The sequence below is a fragment of the Microbacterium sp. 18062 genome (assembly GCF_902706225.1).
GTDB lineage: Bacteria > Actinomycetota > Actinomycetes > Actinomycetales > Microbacteriaceae > Microbacterium.
This window is the reverse complement of the sequence record NZ_CACSKB010000022.1, coordinates 17720-32427: the sequence shown is the minus strand read 5'-3', so window position 1 is coordinate 32427 and position 14708 is coordinate 17720. Positions and strand designations below refer to the sequence as shown.

At 70.4% G+C, this 14708-nt stretch carries 12 protein-coding genes; 6 read left to right on the top strand and 6 right to left on the bottom strand.

The window, feature by feature from the left end; genetic code table 11:
* Window positions 1-17 precede the first annotated feature (17 nt).
* From GVL03_RS09985 to GVL03_RS09965, 5 genes are read left to right on the top strand one after another with little or no spacing between them, the layout of a single operon-like run.
* Window positions 18-986, top strand: coding sequence for a phosphodiester glycosidase family protein (locus tag GVL03_RS09985; protein WP_159500846.1), 969 nt, complete (start codon window positions 18-20; stop codon window positions 984-986).
* Complete coding sequence (locus GVL03_RS09980) at window positions 983-2107, top strand: bifunctional glycosyltransferase family 2/GtrA family protein (protein ID WP_159500845.1); 1125 nt, start codon at window positions 983-985, stop codon at window positions 2105-2107. The genes GVL03_RS09985 and GVL03_RS09980 overlap by 4 nt, the downstream gene beginning before the upstream one ends.
* Window positions 2104-2709 (top strand): DUF4956 domain-containing protein, encoded by a 606-nt coding sequence (locus GVL03_RS09975; protein ID WP_159500844.1) that lies wholly within the window; start codon window positions 2104-2106, stop codon window positions 2707-2709. The genes GVL03_RS09980 and GVL03_RS09975 overlap by 4 nt, the downstream gene beginning before the upstream one ends.
* Window positions 2706-3524, top strand: a complete 819-nt coding sequence (locus GVL03_RS09970; RefSeq protein WP_159500843.1) for a polyphosphate polymerase domain-containing protein — start codon at window positions 2706-2708, stop codon at window positions 3522-3524. Before GVL03_RS09975 ends, GVL03_RS09970 begins: the two co-directional genes overlap by 4 nt.
* Window positions 3506-5230 carry a carbohydrate-binding domain-containing protein gene (locus GVL03_RS09965; protein WP_159500842.1) on the top strand — a complete coding sequence of 575 codons (1725 nt, stop codon included), beginning with the start codon at window positions 3506-3508 and terminating at the stop codon, window positions 5228-5230. The genes GVL03_RS09970 and GVL03_RS09965 overlap by 19 nt, the downstream gene beginning before the upstream one ends.
* A gap of 77 nt (window positions 5231-5307) precedes the next feature.
* On the opposite strand, the gene pgl is transcribed toward GVL03_RS09965, so the two are convergent.
* From pgl to tkt, 6 genes are all read right to left on the bottom strand, one after another.
* Window positions 5308-6090: a 6-phosphogluconolactonase gene (gene pgl / locus GVL03_RS09960; protein WP_159500841.1), complete on the bottom strand. Its 783-nt coding sequence runs from the start codon at window positions 6088-6090 to the stop codon at window positions 5308-5310.
* A gap of 2 nt (window positions 6091-6092) precedes the next feature.
* Entirely contained in the window at window positions 6093-7034 is a 942-nt protein-coding gene (locus GVL03_RS09955; protein WP_159500840.1) for a glucose-6-phosphate dehydrogenase assembly protein OpcA, read from the bottom strand.
* On the bottom strand, window positions 7031-8581 hold the full coding sequence (gene zwf / locus GVL03_RS09950) for a glucose-6-phosphate dehydrogenase (RefSeq protein ID WP_159500839.1): 1551 nt from the start codon (window positions 8579-8581) through the stop codon (window positions 7031-7033). Before zwf ends, GVL03_RS09955 begins: the two co-directional genes overlap by 4 nt.
* A 14-nt stretch (window positions 8582-8595) precedes the next feature.
* Entirely contained in the window at window positions 8596-10215 is a 1620-nt protein-coding gene (locus GVL03_RS09945; RefSeq protein ID WP_159500838.1) for a glucose-6-phosphate isomerase, read from the bottom strand.
* Between the two features lie 102 nt (window positions 10216-10317).
* Complete coding sequence (tal, locus tag GVL03_RS09940; RefSeq protein ID WP_159500837.1) at window positions 10318-11424, bottom strand: transaldolase; 1107 nt, start codon at window positions 11422-11424, stop codon at window positions 10318-10320.
* The gene (tkt, locus tag GVL03_RS09935; RefSeq protein ID WP_159500836.1) at window positions 11421-13520 is read right to left on the bottom strand and encodes a transketolase; all 2100 of its coding nucleotides are present in this window, start codon (window positions 13518-13520) and stop codon (window positions 11421-11423) included. Before tkt ends, tal begins: the two co-directional genes overlap by 4 nt.
* Before the next feature lie 145 nt (window positions 13521-13665).
* Between tkt and GVL03_RS09930 the strand changes: the two genes are divergently transcribed.
* Window positions 13666-14592 (top strand): heme o synthase, encoded by a 927-nt coding sequence (locus GVL03_RS09930; RefSeq protein WP_159500835.1) that lies wholly within the window; start codon window positions 13666-13668, stop codon window positions 14590-14592.
* The last annotated feature ends 116 nt before the right edge of the window (window positions 14593-14708 follow it).

Here is a 14708-nt window from a genome sequence, read left to right as displayed (position 1 = left end):
GTGCGTATCCATGACGCATGGAACCGCACGAACCGCCCCGCCGTCGTCGGCACCGTCTCCGTAACACCGTCGTGTCCGCCACCGTCGTGGTGGTCCTCGCCTGCGGCGGGACGGCCGCCTGGGCCGCGGACCGCTTCCTCGTGGAGCACGTGCAGATCTCCGACGTCTCCGCCTACGAGGCGGAGAACAGCACGATCACGAGCGACGACACCGATGGCGCGACGGCGACCCTCACGGGCTCATCGTATACGGACGGCGAGACCTCCGTCACCGTCTCGACCGTCACGACGGGCACCGGGGACGAGACGGTCACGTACTACGTCGCCGATGTCGTCCTGGGCGACGCGACGGAGCTGCGCTCCGCGTTTGCGAAGGATCAGTTCGGCGAGAACATCATCGAGCCGACCAGCGAGATCGCCGCCGACAACGGAGCGATCTTCGCGATCAACGGCGACTACTACGGGTTCCGCGACAACGGGATCGTCATCCGGAACGGCGTCGTGTACCGCGACGAGCCGGCCCGGACCGGGCTGGCCTTCTACACCGACGGTACGGTCACCGTCTACGACGAGACGACGACGAGCGCCGCCGAGCTGCTCGCTGCAGGCGTCTGGAACACCCTGAGCTTCGGTCCGGCGATCGTCGAGGACGGCGCGGTGGTCGACGGCATCGAGGACGTGGAGATCGACACCAACATCGGCAACCACTCGATCCAGGGGGACCAGCCCCGCACCGCAGTCGGGGTGATCGACGAGAACCACCTGGTGTTCGTCGTCGTCGACGGGCGCGATGAAGGGTACTCGGCGGGCGTCACCCTGACCGAGCTCGCCGAGATCATGACGGGGCTGGGAGCGACGACCGCGTACAACCTCGACGGCGGCGGATCCTCCACGATGTACTTCGACGGAGAGGTCGTGAACCAGCCCTCGAACGGCGGGGAGCGGGGCACGAGCGACATCCTCTACATCGAGGACGCCCGGTCGTGATCGTCCTCGTCCCGGCGTACACGCCGTCCGTGAGCCTCGTGCGACTCACCCGCGAGCTGATGGCGGCCGATCCCGACGTGTCGGTGGTGATCGTGGACGACGGCAGCGGCGGCTCCTCCGTCGCCGTGTTCGCCGAGGCGGTCGAGGCGGGCGCCGTGTTGCTGCGGCATCCGGCGAACCGGGGGAAGGGCGCCGCGCTCCGCACCGGATTCGCGTACATCGTCGCGGAGCACCCCGGCGAGGATGTCGTCACGGCCGACGCCGACGGGCAGCACACCGTTCACGACATCCTGCGGATCGCCGAGGGGATGCGTGTGGACGCGGCCGCGGGGGATCCGAGACTCATCCTCGGCTGCCGCGGTTTCGACGGCGACGTGCCGTGGCGCAGCCGGGCCGGCAACGCGCTCTCGCGCCTGCTCTTCCGGGCTGTCGCGGGGTGGCCCCTGAGCGATACGCAGACGGGGCTGCGGGGCCTTCCTGCGGGCGTCCTGCCGTGGATGCTGACGGTGCCGGGCGACCGCTTCGAGTACGAGCAGACGGTGCTGCTGCGCGTGCACGCCGCGGGATACGCGACGCGCGAGATCCCGATCGACACCGTCTATCTGGACGACAACCGATCGAGCCACTTCCGACCCGTCGTGGACTCGCTCCGGGTGCTCCGCCCGGTCGTGGCGTTCGCCGGCTCGTCGCTCCTGGGCTTCGCCGTCGACACCGTCGCCCTCCTCCTGTTCACCGCGGTGACCGGGTGGCTCGTGCCCTCGATCGTCGCCGCGCGGCTGCTGAGCGCCGCAATGAACTTCGCGGTCAACCGCCGGATCGTCTTCGGGCGTCGCGGCACGGCCGGCCGGGCGCGGGAGGCCGCCGGGTACACCGTCCTCGCCACGGCGCTGCTCGCGTCCAACATCGTGTGGATGGCGGGGCTGACGTCTCTCGGAGTGCCGCTGCTGCTCGCGAAGGTCGTCACCGAGCTGGTGCTGTTCGTGCTGAGCTACCGGGTGCAGCGCGGCGCGGTGTTCCGCGAGCGCAAATTCGAACCCGTCGCAGAGCCCGCGCAGAGACGACGCATAGCGAGCCCCGGTGACATGGTCTCATCCGCATCCGAGTTCAGGAGAGCCCCATGACCGCAATCGCCCTGCTGATCATCGCCGTCGACCTCATCGCCGCGATCGCGCTCAGCACCCTGTACTACGTGCGTCACCGTCGCCGCGACCTCGTCGTGGCGTATCTCGGCGTGAACGTCGGCGTCCTGGCGGTGGCGACGATGCTGGGCTCGGCGGAGGTCGCACTGGGGCTCGGGCTCGGCTTGTTCGGCGTGCTGTCGATCATCCGACTGCGCTCCTCGGAGATCTCGCAGCGCGAGGTCTCCTACTACTTCTCGGCGCTGGCGACCGGACTCATCGCCGGTCTCGGCGAGGCGTCGCCGTGGGTCGCCATCGGTCTGATCGCCCTCGTCGTCGCGGTGATGTGGGCGGCCGACCACCCCCGACTGCTCAGCCGCAGCCGGCACCAGGTCGTGCGGCTCGACCGGGCCATCCCCGACGAGGCCGCGCTCCGCGCCGAGCTCGAGGGGCGCCTGCGGGCCGAGGTCACCGCGTTCACCGTGCAGGAGCTCGACCTCGTCAACGACATCACGGTCGTCGACGTGCGGTTCCGTACCGCCGCCGGCGGCCACCGCGCCGAGGCCGGCACACGGGCTCGGCAGCGCATCGGAGCCGGCGCATGAGCACATCCGTCGCCCTCGACCGGTTCGCCCCCATCGCGCTCGACACGCTGGTCGCCGAGGCGGCGCTGCTGACCCGCGTCGATCGCAAGTACACGGTGCCGCGCTCGGCGCTCGGCGACATCCTCTCCTCGCTCCCGCAGGGCATGCAGGTGCTCGAGATCGACGGTGAGCGTGCCTTCTCGTACGAGTCGGTGTACTTCGACACCCCCGATCTGCTGAGCTTCCGGATGGCGGCGCAGCCGCGGCGACGCCGCTTCAAGCTGCGCACCCGCGCCTATCTCGACACCTGCACCGCCTACCTCGAGATGAAGACACGAGGCGCACGCGCGACCACCGTGAAGGAGCGGATCTCGTACGACCCCGCGCACACCCGTCGGCTGACCGCGGAGGGGCGCGAGTACGCGGCGCTCGCGTTCGAGGGGATCGGGGTCCCGCGCGGGCGGGCGGAGGATCTCGAGCCGGTGCTCACCACACGGTATCGGCGCGCGACCCTGCTGCAGCCCGACGGGGTGGGACGGGCCACGATCGACGTCGGGCTGGAGTGGGAGCAGAATCCTCGACGGCGCATGCTGCTGCCTGAGCTCGCGATCGTCGAGACGAAGTCGGCGACACGTGCGTCGGAGCTCGACCGCACGCTCTGGCGGTGGGGCTTCCGGCCCGCGACGGTCAGCAAGTACGCCACCGGGCTCGCCGCGATGAATCCCGAGCTTCCCCGCAACCGCTGGTCGCGCGTCCTGCGCGACGCCTTCGATCCCGCGATCCCACCGACCGACACCGACCGAGCTGAGGAGCCGACATGTCCCGTCGCCGCTTGACCTTCACCGCCCTACCGATCGTGCTCGCCGTGACCCTGGCGGGATGCACGACGACCGCGGTGTCCGGCGCCTCCCAGGAGAGCACCACGACGTCGGTCGTGTCGACATACGAGGGCGAGCTCACCGCCGACGCGGTGCTCGCCGCGAACGAGGACGCCACGGTCGTCCAGGACGACGAGTGGTCCGCGGCGGATGCGGTCGACATCGCCCTGTCCCGCGACACGGCGACGACCGACGCCGATGGTGTGGAGGTCGCCGACGCCACGGTGACGATCACCACGGCCGGCGTCTACCGTCTGAGCGGCGACTACTCGGGATCGGTCGTGGTCGACGCGCCCGAGGACGCCCTGGTCGTGCTGATCCTCGACGGCGTCGACATGGACACCACCGCGGGGCCCGCGATCCAGGTCGTCTCCGCGGACGACGTGGCGATCTCGCTCGCGAGCGGCAGCGTCAACAGCGTCGCGGACGCGGAGTCGTACGCGGAGGATGCGGAGGCGAACGCCGCCATCCACAGCACTGCGGACCTCACGATCACCGGATCCGGGACGTTGACGGTCGACGGCCGTGGATCCGACGGCATCTTCTCCCAGGACGACCTCGTGGTGCTGTCCGGCGACATCACGATCGACGCCGCAGACGATGCGCTCCAGGGCAAGGACTCGCTGCTCGTCGAGGGCGGCTCCCTCGCGATCACCGCGGGCGGCGACGGGCTGAAGAGCGACAAGGACGACGACGAGACCCGGGGGTACGTGTGGGTCTCGGGCGGCACGATCGAGGTGGACGCCGCCGACGACGGCATCGACGCGGCGACCGATGTGGTGGTCACCGGCGGCACGATCGAGATCACCGCCGGCGGCGGGGCGGGGGCGAGCGCCGGTGAGGAGTCCTCGTCGAAGGGAGTCGCGGCCGGGGCGGTCGCCGTCGTAGACGGCGGTGCACTCACGATCGACGCGGCCGACGACGGGCTCCACTCCAACGGCTCGATCGGCATCGGCGCGGCCACCGTGACGATCGCCGCGGGCGACGACGGCGTGCACGCCGACGCGACGCTCGACGTGCACGACGGGGAGGTGACGGTGACCGCCTCCACCGAGGGACTCGAGGGCGTCGACATCGTGATCAGCGGCGGTGCGGTCGACATCACCGCCGACGACGACGGGATCAACGCGGCCGGGTCGTCCACGTCGTCCGGCGGCGGGATGGGCGACTCGGGGGAGACCCTCCTCATCAGCGGCGGCACCGTGCTGATCGATGCCGGCGGAGACGGGCTGGACTCGAACGGCTCGCTGACGATCACCGGCGGCGACACGGTGGTCTACGGCCCCACGAACGACGGGAACGGTGCTCTGGACGCGAACGGCGAGTTCATCGTGAGCGGCGGCACCCTCCTCGCGGTCGGCAGCTCCGGCATGGCCGTCGCCCCCGGGTCGTCGTCGACGCAGTCGTGGATCTCGGCGACCGCGAGCATCGCGGCGGGCTCCACGGTTCAGATCGTCGACTCCTCCGGCACCGTGCTGGCGGAGACGACGCTGCCCAAGAGCGCCGCGTCGGTCGTGTACTCCTCGGCGGCACTGACCGACGGGGCGACCTACCGTGTCGTCGTCGACGGCACGGCGGCGGCGGAGGTCGTCGAGGGCACGGCGAGCGCGGGTCAGGGCGGCATGGGCGGGGGCGCACCCGGTCAGGGCGGCGGCCGCCGCTGACCGACGCGGGAGAGCGCGGCTCACCTGTCGCATCCGGTCGCTGAGACCTGCAGGACGCGACAGGTGAACCGCCGAGATCAGTAGTCGCTGTCGATGAGTTCCGGCGGAACCTTGCCCGCCGCCGCCTCGTCCACGAAGAAGACCGTGCGCTTGCGGCCCTTCGCTCCGGCAGCCGGGACGCTCTGATAGCTGGCCCCTGCCAACGCGAGCCCGAGTGCCGAGGCCTTGTCCGCGCCGGCGAGCACCATCCAGACCCGCTTCGACGAGTTGATCACCGGACGCGTCACCGTGATGCGCTCGGGCGGGGGCTTCGGGGAGTCCCGCACCGGCAGGGTCGCGCGGTCGGTGACCGTGATCTCGGGCCGGTCGGGGAACAGCGACGCGATGTGCGCGTCGGGCCCGACGCCGAGGAAGCAGACGTCGAACGACGGCCATTCGCCGACGGACGGATCGGCGAAGCGGGCGAGCTCGGCCGAGTACGCATCCGCGGCGGCCTCGAGGTCGACGCCGTCCTCGCTGCCGGCGATGGAGTGGACGTTCTCGTCCGGGATGTCGATGAGGTCGAACAGCGCTGCGTAGGCGTCGACGTCGTTGCGGTCGGCGGATCCGCGGGGCACGAAGCGCTCGTCGCTCCACCAGAAGTGCACGAGCGACCAGTCGATCTCCGCGCAGCGCGGATGGCGGGCGACGGCCGACAGCACCCGGCCGCCCATCGAGCCGCCGGTGAGCGACACGTGGGCGAGCTTTCCCTCCACGACGCGCTTGGCGAGGCGACTGAGCAGCCGGGTGGCGACCGCCTGTGCGAGCCGGTCGGGGTCGGCTCGGATGACGACCTGCTTCTCGCCTGCGCTGTCGCTCATGCTCACTCCTCGGAGGTGGCGGGTTCGATCAGGTCGCACCCATCGGTCACGACCCGACCGTACAGCACGTCGGGATCGAGACGGCGCAGCTCCTCCGCCAGGCACTCCCGCAGAGAACGTCGCGGGAAGGCGAGCTCGTGGCTCGGCTGACCGGACTGGGTGAGCACCGCGATCGCCGCCGAGGGACGCTCCAGAAGGATGTCGCCGCCGGCGCGGACGAGACGCACGGACTTGATGCCGTGCTCCCACTCGACGGCGTCGAGGTAGCGCCAGGACACGTCGATCTTCAGCTGCAGGGAGAGCCATGCGGCCAGCAGCGGCGTCGACGGGGAGTCGGACGCACCCAGGACCTCGGCGGCGGTGACCTGCTCGTACGGCGGCTGATCGAGCACAGCGGCGAGCTGCTCGCGCCATCGTGTCAGACGTGTCCACGCGAGGTCGGTGTCGCCGGGGGAGTAGTGGCTTCCGAGCGCGCGCACCCAGGCGTGCGGGTCGGTCTGCGTGCCCGCATCCGTGATCCGGCGCTGCGCGATCCTGCCGATCGCGGACTGCGACGGCACGGGTGGGGTGTCGGCGGGCCACCAGGCGACCACCGGCGCGTCCGGCAGGAGAAGACCCGTCACGAGGCTCTCCGAGTTCGATCCGGCGGCGCCGTAAGCGTGCAGCAGCACGACCTCGCTCGCCCCGGCGTCGCCGCCGACGCGGATCTGCGCGTCGAGGCGTGGATCACTGTCCGGGTCCTTCTCCATGAGCACGATCACACGCATGGGATGCTCGCGCGAGGCGTCGTTCGCGGCCTCGATCGCCTCTTCGTCCACCCCTTGGTGGCTCACGATGATGAGGGTCAGCACGCGGCCGAGGGCGACCGCGCCGCCCTCTTCGCGCACGTCGATGAGTGCCCGCGAGATCTTGCTGACGGTGGTGTCGGGCAGGTCGACGATCACGGGCGCCTCCAGGTGCGTCCATCGCGGGCCAGCAGCTCGTCTGCCGAGCGCGGACCCCACGAACCGGGGGAGTACTGTTCGAGCGGTCCGCCCTGCTCCTCCCAGAACTTCTCGATCGGATCGAGGATCTTCCAACTGAGCTCGACCTCCTCGTGGCGCGGGAAGAGGGGCGGGTCGCCCAGGAGCACATCGAGGATGAGGCGCTCGTAGGCCTCAGGGCTCGCCTCGGTGAAAGCGTGCCCGTAGCCGAAGTCCATCGTCACATCGCGCACCTGCGTGTCGGCGCCGGGCACCTTGGAGCCGAAGCGGATGGTCACGCCCTCGTCCGGCTGCACGCGGATCACGAGCGCGTTCTGGCCGAGGCCGGAGGTCGCGCTCCGACCGAACAGCAGCTCCGGCGAGCGCTTGAAGACGACCGCGATCTCGGTCACCCGACGCCCGAGGCGCTTTCCGGTGCGCAGATAGAACGGCACCTCCGACCAGCGGCGCGTGTTGATCTCGAGCTTCACGGCGGCGTAGGTCTCGGTGGTCGAGTCCGGGTCCATGCCGTCCTCCTCGAGGAAGCCGAGCACCTTCTCGCCGCCCTGCCATCCCCCCGCGTACTGACCACGGGCGGTGGCATGGTGCAGGTCCTCGGGAAGCGTCACCGCGGCGAGCACCTTCTCCTTCTCCGCGCGCAGCTGCGTCGCGTCGAAGCTGATGGGCTCTTCCATCGCGGTGAGCGCCAGCAGCTGCAGCAGGTGGTTCTGGATGACGTCGCGGGCCGCGCCGATCCCGTCGTAGTATCCGGCGCGACCGCCGACGCCGATGTCCTCGGCCATCGTGATCTGCACGTGGTCCACGTAGTTTCGGTTCCAGATCGGCTCGTACAGCTCGTTCGCGAAGCGCAGCGCCAGGATGTTCTGGACCGTCTCCTTGCCGAGGTAGTGATCGATCCGGAAGATCGAGTCGGTCGGGAACGCGGTGCGCAGGGCGTCGTTGAGCGCTCGCGCCGACTCGAGGTCGTGGCCGAAGGGCTTCTCGATGACGACGCGGCGCCAGCGGTCCGGGGCGTCGGCGGTGTCGTCGACGAGGCCCGACGCCTTCAGCTGCTGCGCGACGATCGGGAAGTCCTTCGGCGGGATCGAGAGGTAGTAGGCGTGATTGCCCATCGTCCCGCGTTCCACGTCCAGCTTCTCGACCGTCTCCCGGAGCCGTCGGAAGGCGTCCAGATCGTCGAACTCTCCCTGCACGAAGCGGATGCCCTGGAGCAGCTGTGCCCACGTCTCCTCGCGGAACTCGGTGCGCGCGTGCTGCTTCACCGCCTCGTAGACGACCTGCGCGAAGTCCTCGTCCGCCCAGTCCCGGCGCGCGAAGCCCACCAGGCCGAAGCCGGGGGGGAGCAGACCGCGGTTGGCGAGGTCGTAGACGGCGGGCATGAGCTTCTTGCGCGACAGGTCCCCTGTCACGCCGAAGATGACCAGCGCGCTCGGACCCGCGATGCGGTTCAGGCGCCGGTCGTCGGGATCGCGCAGCGGATTGTGCGTGCGCGAGATCTCGGCAGTCATCGGGTGAGTGTCTCCTATTGAGCGGCTTCGAAGAGCGCGAGGACGTCGGCCTGCGGATCGGTGAGCGTGAGGGTCACGACCGGGCGGCCGAGGCCGGCCAGGACCGCGGCGTCGCCCGCTGCCTGTGCCTCGAGAAGCTCACCGAAGGTGAAGGGACGACCGGGGATCTCCACGTCGACGTCGCCGCGCTGCAGGATCTGCAGGTACACGCCGTGGGCGGGGCCTCCCTTGTGGTATTGGCCGGTCGAGTGCAGGAACCGCGGTCCCCATCCGAATGTGGTCGGCCGACTCGAGTCGGCGGCCACCAGCTCGCGGATCCCCTGCAGCGGCGCAAGTCCGTGCCGGTCCACGTAGGCCTGGATCGACACGTATCCCTGCGCGGGCAGGCGTGCCCACAGCGCGTCGAGGACGCCCCGCAGGGTGCCGGATGCGGCCAGCTCGGGGTCGGAGACGCGCACCTCTATGCCGTCGCGGGCGAAGGCGGCGGAGGGCGCCTCGGGCCGGGCCTCCAGCAGGCCGCGCGTCGCGGTCTTCGCGGACTCGACATCGGGCTGATCGAACGGGTTGATCCCGAGGAGGCGGCCCGCGATCGCGGTGGCGTACTCCCAGACGACGAACTGCGCGCCGAGCGATCCGCTGATCAGCACCTCGTCGCGGTGGCGCTCGAACAGGTGGGCGTGATGGACGTCGTCGACGAGCCGCACGAGCTGGAGGTCGGCGGGGACGCGCTCGACCTCCGGCGAGACCGGCAGCAGCACGACCGGAAGGATGCCGGTGCCGTTCTTGCCGGTCGACTCCGCGACGAGCTGCTCGATCCAGTCCGGCAGACCGACGATGTGCGTGCCGTCGGTGATGAGGCCGAGCTTGTCGCGTCGGGGCGAGCCCCCGACGATGGCCGCGGCGAGCACGAGGGCGGGGTTGCGCGGATCGTCGATCGCCACCTCGAGCAGGGTGGCCTCGGCCTCGTCCAGCAGCTCGGTCAGATCGACACCGGCGAGCCCGGTCGGCACGAGGCCGAACGCGGTCAGGGCGGAATAGCGTCCGCCGACCGTGGGGTCCGCGGTGAAGACCGCGTAGCCGTCGGCGTGCGCGGACGCCTCGAGCGGCGAGCCGGGGTCGGTGACGACGACGATGCGTGACGCCGGGTCGATCCCGATGTCGTGATATGCCGCCTCGAACGCGCGCTTGGCCGAGTCGGTCTCGACGGTCGACCCGGACTTCGATGACACGACGAGCGCGGTCTGGGCGAGACCACCCGACTCGGCGTCGCCGTCGATCGCTGCGAGCACCTGCTCGGGAGCCGTGGAGTCGAGGATCACCAGCGGCACGCCGGCGGTCCGGGCGATGACCTCGGGGGCCAGCGACGATCCGCCCATGCCGGCCAGCACGATCCGGGTGACCCCGTCCGCGCGCAGCACGTCGCGCAACGTCTCGATCTCACTCACCAGGGGGCGCGAGACCGAGACGGCCTGCACCCACCCGAGACGCACGGCGGCATCGGCGGCGGCCGCGGGACCCCAGAGGTCGCCGTCGCCCGCCGTGATGCCGGAGGCCACGAGGCTCTCGACCAGTCCGGGAAGCGTCTCGTCGACCACGTCGCGGACGTGCCCGCTCACACGGATGTCGAAGCTCATCGGATCGCCCCCTTCGGGCGATCTGCGCGCTGATGCGCGCGGGACGCGTACCGCGTGCTCATCGGATCGCCCCCTTCGGGCGATCTGCGCATTTGCGCGCGCTCATCGGGCTGCCTTCAGGGCCTCCGCGACGGTGCCCTGCAGCTCGTGCCAGGACACGATGAACTTCTCGACGCCCTCGTCCTCGAGCACCTGGGTCACGTCGTCGACGTCGACGCCGACCGCGGCGAGGCGGTCGAACACCTCGTGCGCCGCGTCGTAGTTGCCCGTGATGGTGTCACCGGCGATCTCGCCATGGTCGAAGGTCGCCTCGAGCGTCTTCTCTGGCATCGTGTTGACGGTGCCCGCCGCGACGAGCTCCGTGACGTAGAGCGTGTCGGGCAGCGCCGGGTCCTTCACTCCGGTCGAGGCCCACAGCGGTCGCTGCACGGTCGCGCCGCCCTCGATGAGGGCCTTGGCGCGGTCGGTGGCGAACTCGCGCTCGAACAGCTCGTAGGCCAGACGCGCGTTCGCGACACCGGCCTGCGCGAGCAGCGCGGTGGCGGCGTCCGTGCCGATGGCCTTCAGACGGTTGTCGACCTCGGTGTCCACGCGCGAGACGAAGAACGAGGCCACCGACTGGATCGTCGAGACGTCGTGACCGGCGTCGCGCGCCTTCTCGACGCCGGCGAGGTACGCGTCGATGACGGCCGCATAGCGTTCGAGGCTGAAGATCAGGGTGACGTTGACCGAGATGCCTGCGCCGACCACCTCGGTGATGGCGGGCAGCCCCGCCTTCGTCGCCGGGATCTTGATGAGCGCGTTGGGGCGATCGACCTTCGCCCACAGCTCCTTCGCCTGCGCGACCGTCGCCGCCGTGTCGTGGGCGAGGTCGGGGGAGACCTCGATCGACACGCGGCCGTCCACTCCGCCGGTGGCGTCGTAGACGGGGCGGAAGATGTCGGATGCCGCCTGCACGTCGTCGGTCGTGATCTCGAAGATCGCGGTGTCGACGCTCGCGCCGGCGGCGGCGAGGGTCGCGACCTGCTCGGCGTACGCCTCGCCCTTGGCGAGGGCGCCGGCGAAGATCGTCGGGTTGGTGGTCACGCCGGAGATGTTGCGGTCGGTGATCAGCGCCGCCAGGTTGCCGGTCGTGATGCGCTCGCGGGACAGATCGTCGAGCCAGATGCTGACGCCGGCGGCGGACAGCTGTTCGGTGGGGGTGCTCATGCGTTGTTCTCCTTGATCGTCTCGCGCGCCGCGGCGACGACGGCCTCGGCGGTGATGCCGAACTTCTGGAAGAGGGTCTTGTAATCGGCCGACGCGCCGAAGTGCTCGATCGACACGGAACGCCCGCGGTCGCCGACGATGCCTCGCCACGGCAGCGCGATGCCGGCCTCGACCGACACTCGCGCGGTGACGGCGGCGGGGAGGACGCTCTCGCGGTACGCCTCGTCCTGCTCGGCGAACCACTCGAGCGACGGCGCCGACACGACGCGGGCGTTCACGCCCTCGGCGGCGAGCGTCTCGCGGGCGGCGACCGCCAGCTGCACCTCGGAGCCGGTGCCGATGAGGATGACGTCCGGTGTGCCGCCCGGCGCCTCGGCGAGGACGTAGGCGCCCTTGGCGGCGAGGTCGGCCGAGGCGAACTCGTCACCGGATGCGGCGCCCGTGCCGCGCTCGAACACCGGGATGTTCTGGCGCGTCAGCGCGATGCCCGTCGGGCCGTCCTGACGGCGCAGGATCTCGAGCCAGACGGCGGCGGTCTCATTCGCGTCGGCCGGACGGGCCAGCGTGAAGCCCGGGATGGCGCGCAACGTGGCGATCTGCTCGATCGGCTGGTGCGTCGGGCCGTCCTCGCCGAGGGCGACGGAGTCGTGCGTCCAGACGAAGATCGTCGGGATGTTCATCAGCGCGGCCAGTCGCACCGGCGGACGCATGTAGTCGCTGAAGATCAGGAACGTGCCGCCGAACGGACGGGTCGGTCCGTGCAGCTTGATGCCGTTGAGGATCGAGCCCATCGCGTGCTCGCGGATGCCGAAGTGCAGCACGCGACCGTACGGCGAGCCACTCCACTCGTGGGTGGACCACTCGGCGGGGATGAAGGACTTCGCGTCCTTGATCGTGGTGAGGTTCGACTCGGCCAGGTCGGCCGACCCGCCCCAGAGCTCGGGGAGCTCCGCGGCCAGCGCGTTGATCACCTGGCCGGACGCGGCGCGGGTGGAGACGTCCTTCCCCGCGGCGAAGACGGGCAGCGCCTCGCCGATGTCGGCGGGGAGATCGCCCGCCAGAAGCCGGTCGAGCAGGGCCCTGCGTTCGGGGTTGGCCGCGGCCCACGCCTCGAACCGGGTCTGCCATGCGGCCTTCTCAGCCTCGCCGCGCTCGACGAGCGTGCGCGTGTGCGCGATCACGTCCTCCGCCACGTCGAAGTGCTTCTCCGGGTCGAAGCCGAGCACCTTCTTGGTCGCGGCGAGCTCCTCGGCGCCGAGCGCCGAGCCGTGGATCTTCCCGCTGTTCTGCTTTCCCGGGGAGGGCCAGCCGATGATCGTCTTCAGGATGATGATCGACGGCTTGTCGGTCTCGCCCTTGGCCGCCTCGATCGCCGCGTGGAGCTCGGCGACGTCCTCGACGTACTGGCCGGTCTTCTTCCAGTCGACCGTCTGCACGTGCCAGCCGTACGCGTCGTAGCGCTTCGCGACGTCCTCGGTGAAGGCGACGTTCGTGTCGTCCTCGATCGAGATCTGGTTGGCATCGTAGATGACGACGAGGTTGCCCAGCTGCTGGTGCCCGGCCAGCGAGGACGCCTCGCTGGTCACCCCCTCCTCGAGATCGCCGTCGGAGGCGATCACGTAGACGAAGTGGTCGAACGGGGACGTGCCCGCGGGCGCCTCGGGATCGAAGAGGCCGCGCTCGTAGCGGGCGGCGTAGGCGAAGCCGACCGAGGACGCGAGGCCCTGGCCGAGCGGGCCGGTCGTGATCTCGACGCCCTTGGTGTGCCCGTACTCCGGGTGGCCGGGGGTCAGCGAGCCCCAGGTGCGCAGCGCCTGGAGGTCGGAGAGCTCCAGGCCGAAGCCGCCGAGGTAGAGCTGCACGTACTGCGTCAGCGACGAATGCCCGGCCGACAGGATGAAGCGGTCGCGACCCAGCCAGTGCGGGTCCGCCGGGTCGTGGCGCAGCACGTGCTGATACAGCAGGTACGCGGCCGGCGCCAGGCTCATCGCGGTGCCGGGGTGACCATTGCCCACCTTCTCCACGGCGTCAGCCGCGAGGATCCGGGCCGTGTCCACGGCGCGCTCGTCGATCTCATCCCAACGCAAATCGGCCACAGGACCGCCTTTCCAGAAAGAGGGGGTGCGCCGGCATGCTCCGGCCCGAGGTCCACCGCGGTGCGGGGGAGGGAGCCGGCGCCAGGCGCGCGTGTGGTTTCAGCATAGACTGGAGGGACCTTCCGGCGGGGCGATTGCGGGGCAGATGGACATCACGACGAGTGCGGCACTCGGAGCATCGGCCGTACGTCCGACCCTCGGCCGCACCGTGCGCGCCTACATCATGCTGACCAAGCCCCGGGTGCTCGAGCTGCTGCTGGTGACGACGGTCCCGGTGATGATCCTCGCCCACGGTGGTCTGCCCGATCTGTGGCTCGTCCTCGCGACCGTGATCGGCGGATCGCTGAGCGCTGGCTCGGCGGCGGCCTTCAACATGTACCTCGATCGCGACATCGACGCGCACATGCAGCGCACCGAGAACCGGCCGCTCGTCACGGGCGAGGTGTCGCCCCGCGGCGCGCTGATCTTCGCGTGGACTCTCGCCGTCGCCTCGACGGGGTGGCTGCTGCTGACGACCAACTGGCTCGCGGCGGCGCTCTCGGCGGCGGCGATCTTCTTCTACGTGGTGATCTACACGATCATCCTCAAGCGCCGCACCGAGCAGAACATCGTGTGGGGCGGCATCGCCGGCTGCTTCCCGGTCGTGATCGGCTGGTCTGCGGTGACGGGCTCGCTCTCGTGGGCGGCCGCCATCCTGTTCGTCCTGGTGTTCCTGTGGACGCCGCCGCACTACTGGCCGCTGTCGATGAAGTACAAGGCGCAGTACGACGAGGTCGACGTGCCGATGCTCGGCGCCACCCGGTCGGGCTCGCAGGTCGGGCTCCAGGTCATCCTGTACGCGTGGGCGACCGTCGCCTGCTCTCTCCTGCTCATCCCGGTCGCCTCGATGGGACTGGTCTACTCGGCGTCCGCGATCGTCTTCGGCGGATGGTTCGTCTACGAGTCCCACCGCCTCTACAACCGCGCGGTGCGTGGCACCGAGCCGCGTCCGATGCGCGTGTTCCACGCATCCATCACCTACCTGACGCTCCTGTTCGTCGCGATCGCGGTCGATCCGCTGCTGCCGTTCTGAAGCAAGCCTCCCCGGAGGGGGACTCGCATCCTTCGTCGGTCGTCAGCGACCCGGCCCGCTGATCCGTCCCGGCACCACGAGAAACCACATCCGCGTCGACACGCCACGCGATGCGT

Coding starts and splice junctions, on each gene's coding strand:
- GVL03_RS09965 (WP_159500842.1), top strand. CDS start 3,506: ATGTCCCGTCGCCGCTTGACCTTCACCGCCCTACCGATCGTGCTCGCC.
- GVL03_RS09930 (WP_159500835.1), top strand. CDS start 13,666: ATGGACATCACGACGAGTGCGGCACTCGGAGCATCGGCCGTACGTCCG.
- GVL03_RS09975 (WP_159500844.1), top strand. CDS start 2,104: ATGACCGCAATCGCCCTGCTGATCATCGCCGTCGACCTCATCGCCGCG.
- GVL03_RS09945 (WP_159500838.1), bottom strand. CDS start 10,215: ATGAGCTTCGACATCCGTGTGAGCGGGCACGTCCGCGACGTGGTCGAC.
- tal (WP_159500837.1), bottom strand. CDS start 11,424: ATGAGCACCCCCACCGAACAGCTGTCCGCCGCCGGCGTCAGCATCTGG.
- GVL03_RS09970 (WP_159500843.1), top strand. CDS start 2,706: ATGAGCACATCCGTCGCCCTCGACCGGTTCGCCCCCATCGCGCTCGAC.
- GVL03_RS09985 (WP_159500846.1), top strand. CDS start 18: ATGGAACCGCACGAACCGCCCCGCCGTCGTCGGCACCGTCTCCGTAAC.
- pgl (WP_159500841.1), bottom strand. CDS start 6,090: ATGAGCGACAGCGCAGGCGAGAAGCAGGTCGTCATCCGAGCCGACCCC.
- zwf (WP_159500839.1), bottom strand. CDS start 8,581: ATGACTGCCGAGATCTCGCGCACGCACAATCCGCTGCGCGATCCCGAC.